General features: G+C 40.8%; 13 protein-coding genes. 2 read left to right on the top strand and 11 right to left on the bottom strand.

From position 1 onward, the window contains the following. Positions 1-45: 45 nt before the first annotated feature. The 11 genes from EJQ19_RS02605 to EJQ19_RS02655 form a co-directional block, all read right to left on the bottom strand. A complete protein-coding gene (locus EJQ19_RS02605) occupies positions 46-636 on the bottom strand; it encodes a hypothetical protein (RefSeq protein WP_126139649.1) in 591 nt (196 codons plus the stop codon). Between the two features lie 13 nt (positions 637-649). Continuing rightward, complete coding sequence (locus EJQ19_RS02610; protein WP_241242695.1) at positions 650-7,768, bottom strand: polymorphic toxin-type HINT domain-containing protein; 7,119 nt, start codon at positions 7,766-7,768, stop codon at positions 650-652. 44 nt (positions 7,769-7,812) lie between these two features. Further along, on the bottom strand, positions 7,813-13,110 hold the full coding sequence (locus EJQ19_RS02615) for a beta strand repeat-containing protein (protein WP_126139650.1): 5,298 nt from the start codon (positions 13,108-13,110) through the stop codon (positions 7,813-7,815). 329 nt (positions 13,111-13,439) lie between these two features. Continuing rightward, entirely contained in the window at positions 13,440-13,643 is a 204-nt protein-coding gene (locus EJQ19_RS02620) for a hypothetical protein (protein ID WP_126139651.1), read from the bottom strand. Beyond that, complete coding sequence (locus EJQ19_RS02625; protein WP_241242696.1) at positions 13,640-14,998, bottom strand: TadA family conjugal transfer-associated ATPase; 1,359 nt, start codon at positions 14,996-14,998, stop codon at positions 13,640-13,642. The genes EJQ19_RS02620 and EJQ19_RS02625 overlap by 4 nt, the downstream gene beginning before the upstream one ends. Next, positions 14,999-15,763 (bottom strand): CpaE/TadZ family protein, encoded by a 765-nt coding sequence (locus tag EJQ19_RS02630; RefSeq protein ID WP_126139652.1) that lies wholly within the window; start codon positions 15,761-15,763, stop codon positions 14,999-15,001. Further along, on the bottom strand, positions 15,763-16,512 hold the full coding sequence (cpaB, locus tag EJQ19_RS02635; RefSeq protein ID WP_126139653.1) for a Flp pilus assembly protein CpaB: 750 nt from the start codon (positions 16,510-16,512) through the stop codon (positions 15,763-15,765). Before cpaB ends, EJQ19_RS02630 begins: the two co-directional genes overlap by 1 nt. Before the next feature lie 13 nt (positions 16,513-16,525). Continuing rightward, a complete protein-coding gene (locus EJQ19_RS02640) occupies positions 16,526-17,446 on the bottom strand; it encodes a type II secretion system F family protein (RefSeq protein WP_126139654.1) in 921 nt (306 codons plus the stop codon). Between the two features lie 19 nt (positions 17,447-17,465). Continuing rightward, on the bottom strand, positions 17,466-18,365 hold the full coding sequence (locus EJQ19_RS02645; protein ID WP_164716277.1) for a type II secretion system F family protein: 900 nt from the start codon (positions 18,363-18,365) through the stop codon (positions 17,466-17,468). 4 nt (positions 18,366-18,369) lie between these two features. Next, on the bottom strand, positions 18,370-18,831 hold the full coding sequence (locus tag EJQ19_RS02650) for a TadE/TadG family type IV pilus assembly protein (protein WP_126139656.1): 462 nt from the start codon (positions 18,829-18,831) through the stop codon (positions 18,370-18,372). A 9-nt stretch (positions 18,832-18,840) separates the two neighbouring features. Next, positions 18,841-19,281: a TadE/TadG family type IV pilus assembly protein gene (locus EJQ19_RS02655; protein ID WP_126139657.1), complete on the bottom strand. Its 441-nt coding sequence runs from the start codon at positions 19,279-19,281 to the stop codon at positions 18,841-18,843. Between the two features lie 50 nt (positions 19,282-19,331). Here EJQ19_RS02655 and EJQ19_RS02660 point away from each other — a divergent pair, with 50 nt between their 5' ends. Together EJQ19_RS02660 and EJQ19_RS02665 are read left to right on the top strand one after the other, a co-directional pair. Further along, on the top strand, positions 19,332-19,679 hold the full coding sequence (locus EJQ19_RS02660) for a DUF192 domain-containing protein (RefSeq protein ID WP_126139658.1): 348 nt from the start codon (positions 19,332-19,334) through the stop codon (positions 19,677-19,679). Positions 19,680-19,846: 167 nt separating this feature from the next. After that, positions 19,847-20,584, top strand: coding sequence for a LytR/AlgR family response regulator transcription factor (locus tag EJQ19_RS02665; protein ID WP_126139659.1), 738 nt, complete (start codon positions 19,847-19,849; stop codon positions 20,582-20,584). Positions 20,585-20,783: the final 199 nt, after the last annotated feature.

Here is a 20,783-nt window from a genome sequence, read left to right on the forward strand (position 1 = left end):
CACTTTCCCTTTAAATCTCGATAACTTCTCTCGTTTAACAGAGAGTTATAAATCAACTGAGTAGATCAATGACTTTAATTCTTCATCGACAAATTCTTCTGTAATTGCTGAAAAATCATCTGAACCGTCATGTAAGCCATGAGAAAGGATGAAACTTGAACCATTACTCAAGAAAATCTTGATACCCGCTTCATTTGGCAGGCGCTCGTATAATGCATTTCTAGGTTTCATTTTAATAATTTTCACATCTACTATGCATTGACCTACGATAGTATGCCAAACAGTTGTACTAAAGACAGTATCTAGGGCATCTACTGGATATAAATCTTCCCTGCTTATTACTGCTCCTTCTCCTTTATCACCAATCTCATTTCTTATAACCCAAGTAATTACAGAATTTAGCGATGGATCATTAGCACAACCAATATTAAGCCCATCATCAAAAGCGATAGAGATTGGACCAGGTGCTCGTGTGAACACCTGATTATTGGGAATTCGGTACATTTCACCTATAGCATCGCCAACACTAATAGTACTGTATCTCGTAATTCCTCGAATTTTCCTTCCCTTAAGCGATAATAATAAACTAGCTTTATGAGAAGGGATATTGCTTGAAAATTGCTGAGAATCTGTCATTTAACCAATCCTTTTATAAATTTTTCTCCGCTGCTTTGATTAGCAAATCTATCATTTGAAGATTATTACTTGATGGGTAACTTTTAAAGGTAATTCCCAGTGGGTCAGCAATAACTATCCTACCATCATTACCAATTAAGAACTGCAAATCATTTATCCTCGCACCCTTATTAAACATTGTGTTACGGATTGACTTGAGATCATTAATGCTTCTTTGGTTTAAGAGTGGTGATTCTCCTACAGTCTTCATCTCACCATTTACCAAACGAACTACATCTTTTGAACCCTGCTCAAATCGATCGTACATGATGGCTAGTGCTCCCCCATCAAGTTTAACTAGTTCAGCATTTACGGTCGGTAACCCAGCATTCTTGATTTGCGCAAGTATAGTTATTTCCTCCGTTAGAACTGATGGATCAACACCGTCCTTCAAGACACCAACAACTTTACCCTCACCATATGCATATACTTTCTTATTTCCTCCACTGCCAATAAAATCGCCGAGTGCTGATTTCGATACCCAAGCACAATCACTATTATGCGTCAAAATCTTGAGATTTGAAACATAATACGTGTGGAAGTCCTTAACTCGGAAGTTATAAACCATCGTATGTTGTTCTTTGATCTCAATTTTATCAATCGCCAAGTACGAACCATCGCTCGTCTCGAACAAATCACCAACTACAAGGTCTTTCGCAACAACCCAGCCCTTATTGTGAATCCAGAACGGATGCTCATCTGTCGTCGTAATCAGTTCATCACCAACGGTAATGTTCCACGACTCCGTAATTTCCTTCTGGAACAGCAAGTCAACTTCCTTGTACGCCATTTCGCCTGTATCTGGGTTCTTTGCCAAGACGAAGTCACCCAACTGTACCTGTTCGATGGAACGTTCACCATCTTGGGTTAGAACTTTGGTTCCAGCTGTGAAACAGTTGCACGGGATAAGTGTTTCTATTTTCTTGGCTGCCTTAAGTTCCGTACTCAGAGATCCTATCTTAGTATACAATTTTGCTTCTGCCGAAAATCCTACTGTAAAGTAGGCAATCACGGCCTGACCAACTATACTTCCGATAGTCTCTGCGACAGAATATTTTGAACCCGTTGATTCATCCCACAGTTGAATGATTTGAGCTACAACAGTTGAACCTAATACTTGAGCAATTGACGATAATTTGTCCGGACTTGGATCCTTAGCAAAATCCACAAGAGTTCCGACTATTAATTGCGCAAGTTTTACAATCTCATTGTAGTTCTTTAACATATCATACAAATCTGTAAGCGGGCTAACAATCCCAAGCACTAAACCTTTTGTAAAGTAACCGGTTAATTTCGTTACATCCCACACAGCATCGATGAATGAATTGCCGCTGCTTGATTGAATGATTTGATCCACAGAAGATGAAACCGTTTTGGCTGCATAGCTGCTATACTGAGATTCCATCCATTGCGTCCATTCGTCACATAAGGCAGCAGGACGGTCTGGATTCCAAGCTGCGCATTTGACAGCGTTTAATGAAATCAGAGATTCATTCAGCTTATCTTTATAAATCTGTACAGCAACTTCATTCAGCATGGTCATACAGCTTGAGGAATCACAACCGCTTACGATCGTAGATGATACACCCACCATCGGGGTATACAACACAACGTGCTTCCCATCCATCTCCTCCAAATCATATTGAGCTTTATCTCTTTCAGCAGGAGTTCCATGCTCAATAAGCTCCAGCAAGCCCCAACGCTTTCTAGCCCAGTTCTGCTCTTCCGGTGTACCGCGTAGAATCTTATCGACCAAATCGGCCCGGCCTTGTGCCCATCTGACCGTATCCAGATCCAGATTCTCATTTATGAGGTGTTGCAGATAATCCTCTTCAACCAGCCAGTTCCAACGATCCAGAGCCCACTCTTTATTCGTTGCATTCGGATCTTTGAGAATAGCTGTCACATCTCGGCGCTCTTCTGCCCAGCTATTGCTCGGGTTCTGATTGACTAGATCTTGATAATAATCATATAAGTTCTGCCAATGAATAAGATCTTGTGCCCACTGCTGTTGACCATAGGTGCCGTCCAATGCAAGGTTTACGATAAACAACTGATTATTTGCCCATGCCTGTTGTCCCTCTGTTCCCGTTAACGATAATTCAATCAGGAAAACCCGTTCGCTCTCCAAATCATACCGATTCTGAGCCCATTCCTTCAAACCTTCAGATCCTGTATTGATTAGACCCTGGAGATAATCCTTCTGATTCTCCCAATATTCATGCAAATCGTTTAACTGACCTGCAACACCGTCTACCGCTTGCCACTCGGTGTCAATCCAATCCGAGGCTTCGCTAAACTTCGATTCATCCCACTTCGAGTGACTTGTCAGCTTCGTACTTTCCGAATCCGTGATCCATTGATCTACGGTAGTATTGGGAGCTTGGCCAAATGTTAAGACATACTTATCTAACAAATTCCCACTATACGAATGACCGCTTCCAACTAAAGCTCCGTACACTTTGACATAATAATTCGTATTCGGCTGTACTGGAAAACTAATGGATTCCGCGGAGTTTCCTGATGAATCTGAGGTCCAGTATCTGGAGCTTGATCCCTCAAACACTTGCAGTTCATAATCTTGACCCGCAGGCACAGCCAGACTCACGGTCATATTCCCGGCAAGCAGCCTGGATCTTACTTTGTAGTAATCGACATCCCCATCATAAAAAAGATAAGAATTAACCGTTCTTCCATCTTCAACGAGCGTAGCCTGATCACGGGTATTATTGACTTCGTAAGAATCGACGGCATTGTCGTTGCCACCGGTTGTTCCTTCTCCGTACTGATCCGTCCCAACGCTAAGTGTATAAGGGAGATCCTCGCTGTATTGCGCTGGCAGTCCTTTGCCTAATGCGCCGTACACCTTCATGTAATAGGTGGTATTCGGGCTCACGTCCATCAAGATGTATTCGTAGTCGTTGTTGTTGTTATACGATCCCTTCATGAGATCCGTATCATATCCACCAGCCGGATAGACTTGGAGTTCATAATCGCTTCCGGAAGGCACTTTCATGCCAAACACTTTCGTTCCCGATTCGGAAGCGCCGCTGCGATACATCCAATAATCCACATCGCTAGCTTTGTACAAATAAGATTCAACAACGCCCCGCGGCGGCAGATTCTTAGCCGTGCTTTCGTTATCATTGCCTTCTTCGTCATGCGGCAATGCTGCTACGTTCAACTGATATGGTTCGGGGGCAAAGCCTGTGCCGCCATTATAGATTTTGATGTAATACTTCGTATTCGGCACGACTTTTACTTCGATTGTAGAAGAACGTTCCTTACTTGTGGAATAACCCACTAAATTAGCATCACTTTCCGAACCTTTGAATACTTGGAAATCATAATCGGGTTTAAAATCGTCCCCAAAATCTGCAAAAGGTTCAGGATCCGTTAATCCTATATTCATGTAGCCAACCGTAGTTGCATCTGTCATGAAGTAAAAATAATCGGCATCTGTTTTAGAAGAAATGTAAGAACTGATCGGTGTACCTGGAGTTAGCAGCGTTGCTTGAGCTGCCGTATTATTAGACTCATAAGAGTCTGGTGCCACAGGTAAGTTTCCAATCGATACCGTGTATGGCGAGGAGCTGTGGTACTGATTTCCTTGACTATACACCTTCACAAAATATTTTGTATCCGGTTTTACATTAAAAGTAATCAGTTCATCCGCATTCCCAAGATTCTGGGAATCGGCGATTTGATCGTTATCGGTGCTGCCTTCGTAAACTTGCAATTCGTAATTAACGCCCGCAGGAATGTTTGTCAATCTAGCCTGCATCGAGCCGATATTCGAAGCAGCTGTCTCAAATTTCCATACATCCCCATCATTATCATGAGAAATATAAGAATTAATGGGTGTATTCGGTAGAATATCTTTGGCGTTCCCACTATTTCCGTTGTCTTCATAATTATCAATCGGCATCCCGCTTAATTGAAGTGTGTACGGATCAGGACTGATACTCGAAGTACTATAACGATATACTTTTAAGTAATACGTTTTGCCCGGTTTAACAATAAATGGAACGGATTCTGGGTCTTGACTGTCTTTCTTGTACGATCCGCCCAGTTCAGTCGTTAGATTCGAATCTTCATAAACTTGAAGCTCGTAATCAACATCGACCGGAACATTCATCGTGGCAGTAACAAAGCCATTGTTCGTTGCACCCGCTGTAAATTTCCATACGTCAAAGTCAGACAAAGAAGATAAATAGGAGTTTATTGCCGTACCAGGAGTAATTACTGCTGCTTTATCGAATCCATTATTCGGCTCGTTATTATCCGTTACCACAGGCAGCGCATTTAAAGTAAGACGGTATGGAATTGAACTGTGATAGGCATTATTGGCACTATACACCTTCAGATAATACGTTTTGCCCGGAATCACTTTAAAGTCGACTTTTTCCGTCTGATTCCCGCCTAAGGTGGACTGATCCAACGGATCTTTACCTTCTGTTGCCCCTTCATACACTTGTAACTCGTAGTCTACGCCGGAAGGTACAGTGAGATTAGCACTAACCCATCCTGCGTTAGATTCTCCGGCAGTGAATTTCCATATGTCTCGGTCGCTGTCATAAGAAATATACGAGTCCACGTAGGAGCCAGGTGAAATAGTGGAAGCTTCATTGTCGGAATTGTTTAGCTCCGCTGTATCAACAGGCATTCCTCCAACCGTAAGTGTATAAGGCGATGCGCTTCTCGTTAAATTCCCTTTGCTAAATACCTTTACATAATAGGTCGTGCTAGGATTAACCAATAACGTAAGTGACTCCGCTAAACCAGTACCTGTATTGTAGGAAGTCTTAATCCCGTCCCCATCCGTACTTCCTTCGAATACTTGCAGTTCGAAATCAGCATCATTCGGTGTCACAAGAGAAACACTGACATTTCCGATATTGCCGCTTCCTGTCGTGAATTTCCAAACATCTCCATCTGTTAGATAAGAAATATATGAACTAATACTGCTTCCTCCAGGTGTGATACTTTTGGCATCTGCGGCAGTATTATTCGGCTCATTATTATCCGGGAACAAGTTACCTAAGATCAGATCATAGGCTGACGTCGCACTGTACGTTCCGACGGTTTTGTAAACTTTGAAATAGTAAGTCTTGCCCGCGATTGCCATGAAGTCTTTTGACTCCGCTGTATTCCCGGAATTTGTTGATTCCCCTATCAGTGATCCGAGGCTTGATGCAGTTCCTTCATATATCTGTAAATCGTAATCTAAACCTGCAGGAACTGTTGGAACGTTTAATTTGATATTGATACTTCCATTACTAGAAGGCGAATACTTCCAGTAGTCATAATCTGCCGCAGTTGAAAGATACGAACTCGTTGTGCTTCCTGCCGTGATACTCTTCGCATCTGCAATTGTATCGTTGGGTTCGTATGTATCATTGGGGATAACTGAGAAAGTTACAGAGTTACTTGAATCCCCCGACCTTGGATCAGATTCAATATAGCTCCTTGCGTAGACGGTTACAGTGTATTCCCCAACTGCTGATGGAGTAAAACTAGCTGAATAGCTGCAAGAATTTTGTTCACCTAGCCAGGTATCTACGCCATTAACCGTATATTTGGCTGACATCCGATAACATGGTGCACTTGAACTTGCACTCACAGATACAACCTTGCCTACCGTTGAATTTGGTATCGCGGATACATTTACCGCTGGATACACAACCAATGGGTATACCGTAAATGTCGAAGAGCTGCTAGCTGTCGCTGTCCTAGGGTCGGATTCGTTGTAACTCCTCGAGTAGACAGTTACTGTATAATCACCAGCCGTAGATGGAGTAAAGCTAGCTGAATAATTACAAGAGCTTTGTTCGCCTAACCACGTGTCTACACCATTGACGGTATACTTAGCTGACATCCTATAACATGGCGAACTAGAACTTGCGCTCACAGAAACAACTTTGCCTGCCGTAGTATTTGGTATATTGGATACGGATACCGTAGGAGTTACCGTATTCATGTCAGGTGTTGTAATGGTTAACTCATAATGTGTTGTTGAACAAGTAGACAATGAGGTAGAAGAACACGCATAAATGCGAACCGTATATCTTCCACTTGTCAAAGTAACGTTCGCCATATTGGTGTTAGGTGTTGTCGTCTGAACGTATCCATCATGTCTCTCAAGATTCACGTGATAATAATTAGCTCCATTACCGTTCCACAAAATAGTATAATTGTACGGTGAGGCATGATCGTTGGTATAATAAAACGGTTCACCTGCTCCCGGATAAGGAAATACACTCGAACCACCGCCGGTGTTACCTCCACCGCCGCCTGTGCTGCCTCCACCACTAGCTGCGCTTGTCGTGAAGGTGTAGGATCCCGCTGGATACCAATAGCCATTTTTAGCTTGTACGGCAGCATATACAGTATAGGATGTCCCTGGCGATAAACCGCTAAGATTGCCCCAACCGGACGTGTACGAAGTGCCAGATGTCGGTGGATAAATAAATGAACTATCATAATACCGATAGTTGGAAATCCCACTAGCGCCACTTGCCGGAACAGGATCACGTGTTAAAACTAGGTTGGCATAATAATTATCATCCCAAGGGCTACTGAGATTTGTGACATAATACTGAGCTCCTGTTTGACCGATACTAACAATCTGTAGACTAGCGCTGCTTGTCGCACCTGTTGTGAAGGTGTAAGAACCAGCCGGGTACCAGTAGCCATTCTTTGCTTGCGCGGCAGCATATACAGTGTAGGTAGACCCCGGCGTTAAGCCACTAAGATCTCCCCAGCCAGATGTGTAAGAAGTTCCATTCGTCGGCGGATAAATGAACGAGCCCGCATAATAGCGATAGTCGGCAATTCCAGTACCGCCGCTAGAGGGGACAGGATCTCTTGTTAAGACCATTTGTGCATAATAGTCGTCATCCCAGTAGGAACTGAGTCCAGAAACATAGTATTGGGCTCCTGTTTGACCGATACTTGTGATAGTCAAACTAGAAGCGGCAGATATCTTTCCTGTTGGTACAAAAGCCAATAGTGAGTTAAATAGCATCGTCAAAAGCACAACAAGACTTATGAGACGTTTCCTATTTCTTTTTAGCCTGTATGTTAGGCTCATGGTTGGCCTCCCTTTGTTTCTATTCGGTTATCAAAGAGCAATTCTTATTGTTTTGTAATAAGCAAAACATATGGTTCCGTTCCATAGTTGCCATCCGTGTCTTTAAAGCCATAAACTTTAACGTAATATTTCACATTTGCTTGCGCAGTAAACATGAAATCTTCGTTGATGCCTGCATTATTATTGCTCCTAGAGAGCAACGTTCCGTTCTCTTGATACACTTTAATGTCGTAATCCTTATAAGAAGAAATACGTGAAACATCTAATTGCACACGAACTAGCCCTGTATTTGAGCGTGTGAAATAGTAGTAATCCTCGTCACCAGGTACTGAAATATAAGAGGTTACCGGAACGCCAAGTGCTACATTTTTCGCTTCTGGCCAACTGTCGTTAGACTCATCATCCGGTACAATAGAACTAATATTTAACGAATACGCGTTAGCTGCATCGTAATCACTAGATGAATCTCCAATCACTGCCACATAATACACTTCATCTTTCTGAACATCGAACTGTACTTGTTTTAGTGGGGAAGTCCCTGATACTTTACTAGGATCCAGACGGTTGCCTTCGCCGCGGAATACATATAGCCCATAGCTTTTACCGCTTACTCCATTCAGCTTGACAACGATTTTCCCGCTCATATTTGCTGTGAATTTGTAGTAATCTTTATCTCCGCTAGTCTCGATCTTATTGGTGTTATAAGTCGTACCAGGTACAATGACTGAAGCTTGTTCAGGAGTATCGTTAGGCTCTCCGGTACTTGCTTCCAATCCACCAAGTGATAGGGTATAGTTGCCGCTGCTTAATGCACTATTTCCTGAATTCTGAACCAAGAAGAAATACGTCTCCCCTGCTTGAAATGGAAGCACAACTTCTTCCGTTACCCCCGTCGACAAATCAGGGGTTGTTAATTGTTTAACAGCTTCGTTCTCACTTGCTTTAAAAATGCCAAGATGATAGTTTGCATCCCCAGGCACTATTAATCTCACTTTTGCTTTCCCGGCATTCAAACCTGTTTGAAACTTGAAGTAATCTAAATCAGTTGAAGATGTAATCCATCCTGTTTTGCTGGAGGAAAGTCCTATACTAGGAGCTGAAGCTGTACTGTTATTATCAGGCTCATTGAGGTCTGGATCTACATCTCCTACCAATAACAGATAAGTAGCAGTACCATAGTCACTGCTTGTCGCTCCGCTTACCTTCACATAGTAGGAAGATCCTCCTGTGACATTCACATAGGCGCTGTCCGTTCCGCTGTTGGTGAGCGTTGCCAGAACGGTTTGACTTGTTGTTAAAATTTCGGCTTTATAGCTGTTGGAGGTTTGTGCCGTAAACGTAACCTTAACTTTTCCTGTGGCACTAGGTGTCCACTTGTAGTAATCCACATCACCGCTCACAAAGATATACGATTTTTTGATTCCAACTATCAGCGTCGCACTTTCTTTGCTGTTATTCGGCTCATCCGTATCAACAAGCGGATTTACAGGAGGAACGGGATTGCTAATATACACCGTTGCCGTTGCTTCACTGCTTACATTTCCTGCATTATCTAGCGTTCTTGCATAAACTGAAGTTTGGCCAATTAAACTGATAGCAATTGGCGTTGTGTACGTGTTCCATGTACCGTTTGTACCAATTTTGTATTGACTCATCTTGACGCCGCTTCCTGTGTCACTACCGGAAAGGACAGTAACCGATACAGGATCATTGGACCAACTCGTATTGCTTAATGAAATGCTGGGAGCGAGCGGTTGTTGTTTGTCAATATTATTGACCGTGTAGGCGGCAGTTAGCGAAACATTACCGACCCCATCAGTTCCACGAGCTTCGATTAGACCATTGACAGACATCACGATTGGAGCTGTGTAAGCCGTCCATGTCCCGCCATTCACGCGATATTCCTTCACTGCTGCATCGGCTGGATATGATACAGTTACAGTAACATCCGAATTGACAGCAACAGTTTTATCTGCAGTTACCAGCGGAGCTTCTGGAGCAGATTTGTCAATATTATTCACGATATACGTCGCTACGGTAGATGTGTTTCCTGCACTGTCCGTGCTTCGTGCATACACAGTACCATTCTCTACCAATACAACAGGTGTTGTGTAGGAAGTCCATGTGCCATTGCCCACCTTATATTCTTTAACAGCACCATCCGCAGGATACACAATCGTCACTGTCACATCCCCATTAGTAGGGTAGGTTTTATCTACAATAAACGTTGCATCGACAGGAGCAATACTATCAATGTTGCTAATTACAATACTATTCTCTAATAGATCACCTACGATATTATAAGCTATAAAACTATACGTTCCATTCTCTTTAACCGTATAAGTTTTATCAATGCGAGCAGAAACTCCACCTAACTGCAAATCAGACCCATCTGGCAAAATCATATTTTCAAATGGTATGCCTCGTGTAACGGGTCTAACAGTAATTGTTAAGCCAACATCTTTTGTTGGATTCGTTGTATTTGGTATAAGTGTCATAATATACACTTTATTAAGTGAATTATAGGTTTCAGATAAATTGCCTACATTATCTGTGGCACGTACATATATCGCCCCAGACTCATCATATGGCACTTCAATTGGAGAATCATAATCTTTCCATTCACCATCGCCTATTCGATATTGCTTGGACACTGCATCTTCTGGAAAAGACAAGGTGAAAACAATCTTATCACTATAGTAAGCACGATGAAAATTAGTATTCAGTAATATAGGCCCTTCCTTGTCGATGTTATTCACGATATACGTCACTACGTTAGATGTGTTTCCTACACTATCTATGGATCTTGCTTCTAATGTGCCATTTGTTGTGAATGTAACAGGAACTGTATACGTAGTCCAGATTCCCCCATCATTGCGATACTCTTTCACTGAAGCATCCAAAGGATAGTTTATAGTAACATTGACATTTCCATTTGTAGGAGTTGTTACATCCGCATTAATGGAGGGTGCATCAGGAGCGTTCTTATCAATATTCGTAATGTTAAGGGCCGCAATTGAACTTACATTTCCAGCAACATCTGTTCCACGGGCCTCAACCACACCATTTAGAGTTACAGATATTTGCGATGTATATTCTAACCACGACCCACCGTTTATTCGATATTCTTTTAAAGCTGTATCATTAGAATAATTTATTACTATTTGCACATCTTCATTCGTTGGCGTTGTTTTATCTGCCGATAGTGTTGGAACTGACGGAGGTATTTTATCAATATTATTAACGTTGAGTGATCCGATAGAACTAACATTACCGGCCATATCCGTACAACGAGCATCAACTTGTCCATTTATAGTAAAGACTACTGGAGCAGTATATGCCGTCCATGCACCGCCATTTACACGATATTCTTTAGTTGTCGCATCACTTGGATACACTATTGAAATAGTCACATCAGTATTCGTTATCGACGTTACATTTTCTGTAAGAAGAGGTGTCGTTGGAGCAATTTTATCAATGTTTGTCACCTTATAAGAAGCTACCGCAGATAGATTTCCTGCCGAATCCATCGATTGGGCATCTAACGTTCCATTAGTTGCGAATACAATAGGTGCTGTATACGCTGACCATTCACCACCATTAACACGATACTCTTTCACTACACCGTCAGTTGGAAAAGTCACCGTTACAATTACATTTACATTAGTTAGCTCAGTCTTATCTGCACTGAAAGTGGCATCTATGGGTGGTACTGTATCGATATTAGACACTGAAATGGTTTGAACAGTTTGATTCCCTGCCAAATCCGTAGCCCATACTGTATATGTGCCATTCGAGGATACAGTGAAAGTTTTTGCAACTGTAATATCCGTTCCTGCCGAGGCAAAGTAACTTGCTACTTGTGCTCCACTAGCCCATTTGATTTGAGTAACACTTACGTTATCAGTTGCAGTTGCATTCACAACCACATTAGTATTAGTTGGTCCAGTAGTTAAAGGTAATAAGGTTACGATTGGTGGGGTTGTATCAGTAGCGATACTTCCATTTACTGTAGTACTTATAATAAGTGCATCAGCAGATCCTTTACTCAAACTTGTTAAATCACCATTAGTTGAGGTTGTAAATCCAACCGCTGTAAAACCCCCTTCTATTTTTTGTAACAGACCATAGAAATAATCCGTACCTGTTCCACCAAAGGCCTTTTTCCACTCAACAAGACCAGAAGCATCATATTTCACGAGAGTCCCATCGTAATCTCCCTTATTTAAACCTGATAAGTCATTAGTGTTTGAATTGGAATATCCGGATACAATATAACCAGCATCAGTCGTTTGTTGCACACCAGTAAAATAATCATTACCTGTTCCACCAAAGTTCTTTTTCCACTGGATAAGACCAGAAGCATCATACTTAACGATAACCCCATCATAGTATCCTTTATTTATACCTGATAAATCACCAGTGGTTGAATTTGAATTTCCAACGACTGCCCAACCACCATCCGACGTCTTTTGGACAGCAGTAAATTTATCAGTACCGCTTCCTCCAAATGACTTATACCATTGGTAATTACCCAAAGCATCATACTTTACAATGATCCCATCATAATCACCCTTATTCGTACCCGAAATATTTCCACCAGTAGTTGAGATTGAATGTCCAGTCGCTATATAACTGCCGTCAGCAATTTGTTGTACATCCCTAAAACCATCATCACTTGATCCACCGAAACCCTTTTTCCATAGGACATTACCTGATGCATCCATTTTCACTATAACAGCATCATTACCTCCAAAACCAATACCTGAAAAATCTCCATTGGTTGAACTAGATTCTCCAACCGCTATTAAGCCTCCATCTAATGTTTGTTGCACACTAAAAAAAGAATCGCTAAGGGTTCCACCTATGTTTTTCTTCCACAAGACAACACCAGAAGCACTATACTTCACAATAATCGCATCAGACCCCCCCTTATTTAAACCTGATAAATCTACATTAGTTGAACTTGAATTTCCAACCACTATAAAACCACCATCAGAAGTCTGTGTTACACCACCAAAAAAATCATTTACTGTTCCTCCAAAATTCTTTTTCCATTGGACATTACCCAAACTATCATACTTCACGATAATTGCATCGGTACCTCCATTATTCAAACCTGTTAAATCGCCATTGGTTGAATTTGAATATCCAACGGCTATAGAGCCACCATCCGACGTATTTTTAACAGTAATTAAAAAATCAGTACTTGTTCCACCAAAGGTTTTAACAAAAGAATTTTCAGTTATCGCACTTGCCTTTTCTGTCGTTATACCTAAAACTCCACTTATTGCAACCAATATAGCAAATAAAGTCATTTTGATTTTCATTTTTTCTTTCAATTTAAAATACCACCTCTCTTAATAGTGGAATTGAGCTTGAATGCATCTGCTCTCGTCGGTATTGATACGGAAATCGCATAATTTAATAATATTGTTGTAAGATATTTGTTAGTCGACTTTTCAACCTTATATTTTATTGTTATTCACTGTGTTCCCCTTTGTACCAACCAAATACGTCCTAAAATTTTCATATTGAACTCACCGTTAATCTTTTCATTTCTTGACATCCCATTCAACACCTCGTAGTCTAAACATAAGGCTGGAAGCGACCTAACTCAGTCCTCGCCAAAGCACTCGGGTTAAGCGTCTCTTCTGGCTGCTTCTTTCCGTTACGTAACCCCATTCATGTAAGTAATAATGCGTGTAAACATGTTGGTAAGCGCACCTCTGAAGAGCACTAGCGTCGCAATAATAATGACGGCGACAACGCCAATAACAATGGCGTATTCGCTCAGTGCCTGCCCTTCTTCCTTCTTTCTAAAATCTTCCACGAAGTTGCAGCATTTGAAGTACGCATTATACAGTAGGTTCATCCTTGTTCACCTCCTCTCATCAATCGGGTCAGTTCCATGCCCGATGCTAGCCACTTATTCGTTGAAAGAACATGCGCACCTGTTGCGGAGAGCTCCCTCGCCGTGTTATCCCACTTGTATAGGCTTTGCAATTGAATACTCCCTTGCTCCATCCCAAGAACTTCAACAATCTCCGTGACGCGTCTTTTCCCATCCCTTAACTTCCCAAGGTGGATGATAAAATCAACTGCCGATGAAATTTGTTGACGGATGGCCGTAACCGGAAGCTCAAATCCTGACATTAGTACCATCGTTTCTAACCGGCTCAGCATATCAACCGCTGAATTGGCATGGCCTGTGGACAACGATCCGTCATGGCCCGTATTCATCGCTTGCAGCATATCCAAGGCTTCCCCCCCCCGAACCTCCCCTACAATGATGCGATCAGGCCGCATCCGTAGTGCCGTTCGCAGCAGTTCCCGAATTTTAATTTCGCCTTTCCCTTCAATGTTAGGGGGACGTGTCTCTAGACGAATCAAATTCTCAGCATTGCTAAGTTTGAGTTCAGCAGCATCCTCAATGGTAACCACGCGGTCTTGCCGAGGAACGCCCATGGCCAAGGCATTTAAGAAAGTCGTTTTCCCCGAGCCTGTTCCTCCGGAAATAATAATGTTGTATCTGGCTTCAACTAATTGGGTTAACCAGTCCGCAACCTCCGATGTTAAGGTGCCAAATTTGACTAATTGCTCCATCGTGTATGGTTTATCTGGGAATTTACGTATAGTAACAGCAGGACCGTCAAGTGAGATGGGATTTAGCACGATATTTACCCTTGAACCATTAGGCAATCTCGCGTCAACGATTGGCTCACTTTCGTTAACCTTGCGGTTAATCGGAGAAACGATTTTCTCAATAACATGAAGCAGTTCTTCTTGCCTTGCAAATGTCAAAGGCTGCCCTTTACGATCTCGTGCTAGTTGAAGGACCCCCTCTTTTTCCACATAAATCTTATGAATACCATTCACCATAATTTCCGTTACTTGGGGATCATGAATTAGAGAGTCCAACACGCCATAACCAAACATGGTATGCATTAATTGCTCCAAGACTTCAGAGCGATCATAGGAATTAAGCATCCACTCTTTATTCTGTAAAGCAATCTCATCTTCAATCATTTTCCAAATTGTATTTCGAATATAAGCGATATCATGCTTCATATCACTCGAGAACAATTCCCGATTATCTGCTATTTTCTGTCTAACACTTGAGAAGACTTCCGCTTTATAATTAACAACATCGATCAATTCACTCGTTGAAGCAGCTTCCTTATGGAACAGATTTTCCTGACGACGTTTAATTAATTCCTCTATGCTCAATTAGACCACCTGCATTACAATTTTTTGAGCTAACTCTTGGAAAATTCGGGAGACTTTTCGTTTACCGGCCAGGTCCATCGGAATACCAGAATTCACATACTTTTGTACTTGCTTCGACAAGTCAGGAATTTCAAAAAGTAATGTAAAACCTATTTCGTCTTCAAATTCTTTATTATTAAAGCCAGAGTACTTCGTAACCCGGTTTGCAACTAAAAAAATCTTTTCTTTGGGAATATGAAGGCTCGCCAGAATCTCCTTAAGCAAAATGATTTTCCAGCCCGATGAAACATCTTGAAGTGTTGGAATGATTAGCAGATCAGCTGCTTCCATACAAGCAATATTCCGTTCGCAAAGTTCTGAAGAAGTATCAATAATAATGACACTGTAATCATCTCTTCTTGCCGCTTCAATTAAATACTCGGTAAAGTGACTTGACAACTTCTCCATCTTTAACGGAGATGCACTTAACATGAGATGAAGATCTTTGAAGTCTTTATACTGTACAATGGCATCTTTAAAATAACCCTGGAAATGCTCATGCTGAGGCAATTCGGAACTTTGCTCAAGCACTGTAATCAGACTTGACATACCATTGCCACGGATCGGAATTTTGCACATTGCTGGCAGTCCCCCGTATCCCGCCATGTCAACCAGTAACGTTTTTCTTCCCTGCTGACCATATTGCAATGCTAAGTTTAAAGCTAAGGTTGACTTCCCCGTCCCGCCTTGAGGAGAGTGTATGGCAATTGTTATTGGACTTTTCATTAATTATTGCCTCCAGATGGATTAAACTTTTGCGCAGTACTAGGCTTTTGCGGCTTTGAAGAGATTTCGCCTACTCTGGACGAGTCCAGAATTAAATCAATTTTTCCTTTTCTTTTGGCGAAAGCGAGATCTTGAGCTGCTTGTGCACTTACAAGTACAGTAACATTCTGACCTGCCGTACGATTGGCGCGATCCTTTTCGCTGATTGCCTCTACATCAAAAACTTCAATGCCTTGTAGAATTGTAGCCGAATACGAACTTTCTGTATCTGTACTCGAACTTGTAAAAATAACATCGACTTTATCTCCCTTTTTTAAGCTGTAACCTAAGCTGCCTTCTGCATCTAAGCTTACGGAAATAGCTTTTTTATCGGAAGGAATATAGAACGAACGCCCTAACTCGCTCACATTAATTTTGCTTCCATCCGTCGCTGTTTGTTGATTAGGGATCACCTTCTTTACATCGTTAACAATGACTTCCCCTTTCTTGAAGCTAACCATCGATATAGCCCCAAGCAGATCTGCAGGATTATTAATTGCATCAGGCACTAAAAGCTTTTGACTTGAAGTATTTACTTTGATAATCGTCAGCATCTCCTGTGTTATCGCTGTTTGAGCCGGGATGTCCATAGCTGCTGCAACGACTGCAACCTCATCTTTTAGCGATTTCAAATATGCATTACATACCAACGCGATAATAACAGATAACATGACTCCCAATATGACTCTAAACCAAGTTGATTTGACCATAACTCACCTCTACCTACACATGAATGTCCACAATTTTTCTGCTAATAAAATAATTAATTACAATTAAAATAAATCCAATGAGCAGCAACAACTTTCCAATCCAGGAAGCGTACATCGCTTCCATATATTCAGGAGAAAGCAAGCTAAGACAACCCACGATAAACACGGGCATCAAAGATAACATCCTTGCTTCCATTTGCTTTCCAGCGGTCAGAACTTGAATTTCATTGCTAATTTCTATCTTTTCAGAAATGGCTTTTGAGATGCTAACTAAAATTTCTGTCAAATTACCTCCTCTTCTTTTGGCTATTAAAGTAGCATTGACAAAATCGGTAACATCCTCCAGATGCACACGCTCTCTGAATGCCTGCAGCACCTCATCTACCGTGTAGCCCATTTGAAGTTCTTCGGTCATCTGTTCAAACTCTCTAATGATAGGAGCATCCTTCTCACCGCTAAAAATATTTTTCAAGTCATGCACACATCTTTCAATGGCAGTCTGCAATGAAGCACCTGCTCGAAGTGAAGATACCATAGAAAACATCGCTTCCTTCATCTGATTGTTCAACAGTCTGCGCCTCTTTTTTATTAGTCCTAAAATAATAAACCTTGGATAGAAAAAACCGGCTAAACTAAAGACAACTGCAAAGGAAAAACTTCGAAAGAAGAAAAGCATGATTAGGAAAATGGAGGCACAGATAGGAAGTGTATATATAAGATATTTCTTAGTATTTAACACATAATAGCGTTGTTCTTTACTAAGCCGAAGATATCGATCAGTAAACGTCCTGCGCTTGTACACTTCACCTTTGACATATTTATAATATTTTCTCAGGGAATTCTTTTCGGGTATATCTCCAAAAAGAACATCCATCAACACAACAAATAATATAAATACTACAAAGCAGACAAGTAATGTTAGCACTGTTAGCATATAGACTCCTATTAAAGAATTAATAATTAAAAAATCTCAATATAGAGAACACGGCAGGAACAATGAGAAAAATCATAAGTGCAGGAAGTACCAGTCCAATCATTGGCAAGAATAATTTTATTGATGCTTTGCCTGCAAGTTCCTTTGCTACGCTTTTACGCTTCGTCCACGACTCATTCGCTTGTTCGCGCAGCACTTGTGTAATTCCAGAAGCCCCCTTCTCAAGAGTTTGAACTAGCACCGAAACGAACAGGGTTATCTCATCGATTCGTACGCGACTGGCCAAGTTTTCGAACGCTTCTTTTTGAGGTATACCGACGGATATTTGTTGCAACGTTTTTTTTAACTCTGAAGCGAAGGCACCTTTTTTCATTACACATATTTCTTCTAACGCTTGATTTAATGACAGACCGGCATCCGTAGTCACTGCGAGCGATAGCAAAATCGAAGGAATTTCTCTATAAATCTCCCACTTTCTTTGCTTGATTTTAATATTCAGAATTTGATCAGGAATGTAGAAAGATATAACAGCTAACAACAGTGTTAACATAAACAAGACGCCTGAGGGTTGGGCAAAATTTAAAAGCATCATGTATATTAGCACGACAGCAGATACGACTATTTTAATGGCGATGAAATGTTGAATGGAAATCTCATTACTGGCATATAAAATCCCAATCTTGTCTCTCGTCTTTTCCCACTTTGCCGAATTCCCCTTAATTCTAAAAATACGAATCATTCTGTTCAGAAACGGTGTTGCTCGATGTAGAATTGTGGCGGAAGAAAACCTGCTTTCTCCGGCTTTGGAAAGAACGTTGTCTAGCATTCTACGAAACGGCCGTCCCACCATGAATGATTGAATAGGGATGAATAAAATTAAACTTAAACAAAATACACAAAATGATATAATGATATTCATGTTCTCACCCTTGTGATTGATTAGGATCGTAACCAATAGCTCTTGCGCTGGCATGTATTGTAAAACTATTCTCATTAAAAATTCTAAGAAAAAAAAGGGGCACTTGTGCCTCTACATCAATTACACACATATTTGGTGTTTCACTTGGGATCTCCATTTTAGTCAATTTAGCATTCGGCATATTGGCTTTCATAAGTTCATCAACCATCTGATAGGCTTTATCTGTATTTAATACAACCTTTCTTTCTCCATACCAAGTCGATAAATCCAAAGAATGGATAGCAGCTCTTGCAGCCGCGTCAACAGCCATATCCAGCCTAATCCTGTTGTATACAATATAAGAAGCATCTACTGCTACTCCCATAATCGTGATAATGACTGGCATAGCAATGGCAAAAAATGTTGCCGAGAACCCGTCTTCGTTTTGAACTTTGGCCCAAAAATTCATTTTTTCACCGCTTAGCATCTGAATTTATCATACTTTTGGCGGAGCAAAGCGATAGTACACTTCGGACTGTATTCGATGGCTGTTGCTTCCCGCAAATTCGCTTACAAAAGGTATGTTTAATTTAAAGTAGTACGTCACTGTTATTTTGATTAAGCCGGTATTTTCATTTTTTAAGGTTTCTACTTCAGGCGGACTGGCTCCGGGCGGCAGCATCTGCAATACCTGCAGCGAAGCGTTTTTAATAAATTGCTCCTTTTGTAAATCCGAATATTGAATATCTGTTCTAAAATTGAGCGCCTCCCTTCCCCCCTGATGTGCCGAAAACAACACGACACTTTTGCTAAATATAAATAATCCAAAATAAATCATTGCCATAATGATGAGCAGAATAAGCGGCATGATAATGGCAAATTCTACAACGGATTGTCCACGTTCATTGCGTATAAACTTTTTTATTTTTTCGCGCACTTTAAAAGATTCCTTTCTCAATAAACTGCTCACGGAGGTCCTGGAATAAAATGAAAATAATAATTAAAGATAGTAATTTCATCCTAGCTGATCAAGTACAATTTGCCGATACTTTTATGTCCCGCTTTAAAGGTTGGATGGGAAAAACAGAAATTTTTGAAGGAGAAGCTCTCGTGATCGAACCATGCAACTCGATTCATACATTTTTCATGAAACTCCCTATTGATGTCATATTTCTGAATAAGAAGAATGAGATTGTTTTCTATCAAGAGGGGATGCGCCCATATAAAATAAGTTCAATAATATCTGACGCTCAAAAAGTTATAGAACTTAGAATCGGCAAAATACATGAATCAAAATTACGTTATAAAGACAGCATTATCTTCGTAGAAAACTAGAAGGTTAACACCAATATTATATCTCGCTCAGAATTAGAGTCTATATAACTATGTTAAATAGTCCAAAAAAACCATGTATTTGTCATATTTTCCCGGATATCTGTGATTTCGTCGAAAAATATCATAAAATAATCCTATAATTCGACAAAATATAGGAGGTTTTAAAGATGGCTAGTGTCGTTATAGCAGAGGATAACAATAGCATTGCACAGCTACTGGTTAAGCTTTGTGAATCAAACAATTTAACTGTGCTAGATGTAGTTAGTTCAGGAGGTAGCCTGGTCAGCTCATATATGGCTAATCTGCCTGACATTATTGTTCTTGATATTTCTTTAGAAGGGCTAGATGGAATTACAGCGATTGAAATTCTTCATCAGCAAGGCTTTATCCCAGAAATTATTGTCGTTAGCGGATCACAAGATTTACAAACGATCATATCGACAATCAATACACTTCAGACAGGCTACTTTATTTCAAAACCTTTTCATGAGTTGGAATTTAACCTGGCAGTCGAAAGAGCAATAAATCGTTTAAATAATCGTCACAATGCTTCAACTAATGAGATCTTAATTAAAGACAAGGGACTTATTAGGGTTTCGAAAATCCATGAAAACCAGATTGTCTATGTAAAAAGAGAAGCATACCATACTAAAATACATATGGTGGGAGGGAGAATTAACGAAACCACTTCAAAACTAGAAGAACTTGCAGTCCAATCTGAACAACTATTTAGCCCCTATCAGTCTTACTTGGTAAATAAGCAATACATTCAGAATTACGAAAGGGAGAAATTCAAGGTTCGAGGCTATTTTCTGAGATTAGTCAATACTAAAGAAACAATCCCCATTAGCAGAGATAAACTTAAGAAGTTAAAGGCTGAATTCCAGCAGCGAAAGCTGTGCTAACTGACATAATAATTGAGCAGTAGAAAGCGGCAAGCCTCCGTTTTCTCGCACTCCCCCGCATATGTCGGTTCAAAAAGGTTAACAAAGCTCAAAATACTGAGAAAATAAGCTTCTTAGCCCTTTTGCTTCCCAGTAGGAAGTCGGAAGGGCGTTGTTTGTGTTATGAGACATTCCTCTTCTTCCTCGCCTTCATTTTGCC

It is taken from the genome of Paenibacillus whitsoniae (genome assembly GCF_003955665.1).
Taxonomy (GTDB): domain Bacteria; phylum Bacillota; class Bacilli; order Paenibacillales; family NBRC-103111; genus Paenibacillus_E; species Paenibacillus_E whitsoniae.

What these genes read in the sequence shown, in the direction of transcription:
- EJQ19_RS02605 (WP_126139649.1), bottom strand. Translation starts at nt 636, where the DNA reads ATGACAGATTCTCAGCAATTTTCAAGCAATATCCCTTCTCATAAAGCT.
- EJQ19_RS02610 (WP_241242695.1), bottom strand. Translation starts at nt 7,768, where the DNA reads ATGAGCCTAACATACAGGCTAAAAAGAAATAGGAAACGTCTCATAAGT.
- EJQ19_RS02620 (WP_126139651.1), bottom strand. Translation starts at nt 13,643, where the DNA reads ATGAACCTACTGTATAATGCGTACTTCAAATGCTGCAACTTCGTGGAA.
- EJQ19_RS02630 (WP_126139652.1), bottom strand. Translation starts at nt 15,763, where the DNA reads ATGAAAAGTCCAATAACAATTGCCATACACTCTCCTCAAGGCGGGACG.
- cpaB (WP_126139653.1), bottom strand. Translation starts at nt 16,512, where the DNA reads ATGGTCAAATCAACTTGGTTTAGAGTCATATTGGGAGTCATGTTATCT.
- EJQ19_RS02640 (WP_126139654.1), bottom strand. Translation starts at nt 17,446, where the DNA reads ATGCTAACAGTGCTAACATTACTTGTCTGCTTTGTAGTATTTATATTA.
- EJQ19_RS02645 (WP_164716277.1), bottom strand. Translation starts at nt 18,365, where the DNA reads ATGAATATCATTATATCATTTTGTGTATTTTGTTTAAGTTTAATTTTA.
- EJQ19_RS02650 (WP_126139656.1), bottom strand. Translation starts at nt 18,831, where the DNA reads ATGCTAAGCGGTGAAAAAATGAATTTTTGGGCCAAAGTTCAAAACGAA.
- EJQ19_RS02660 (WP_126139658.1), top strand. Translation starts at nt 19,332, where the DNA reads ATGAAAATAATAATTAAAGATAGTAATTTCATCCTAGCTGATCAAGTA.
- EJQ19_RS02665 (WP_126139659.1), top strand. Translation starts at nt 19,847, where the DNA reads ATGGCTAGTGTCGTTATAGCAGAGGATAACAATAGCATTGCACAGCTA.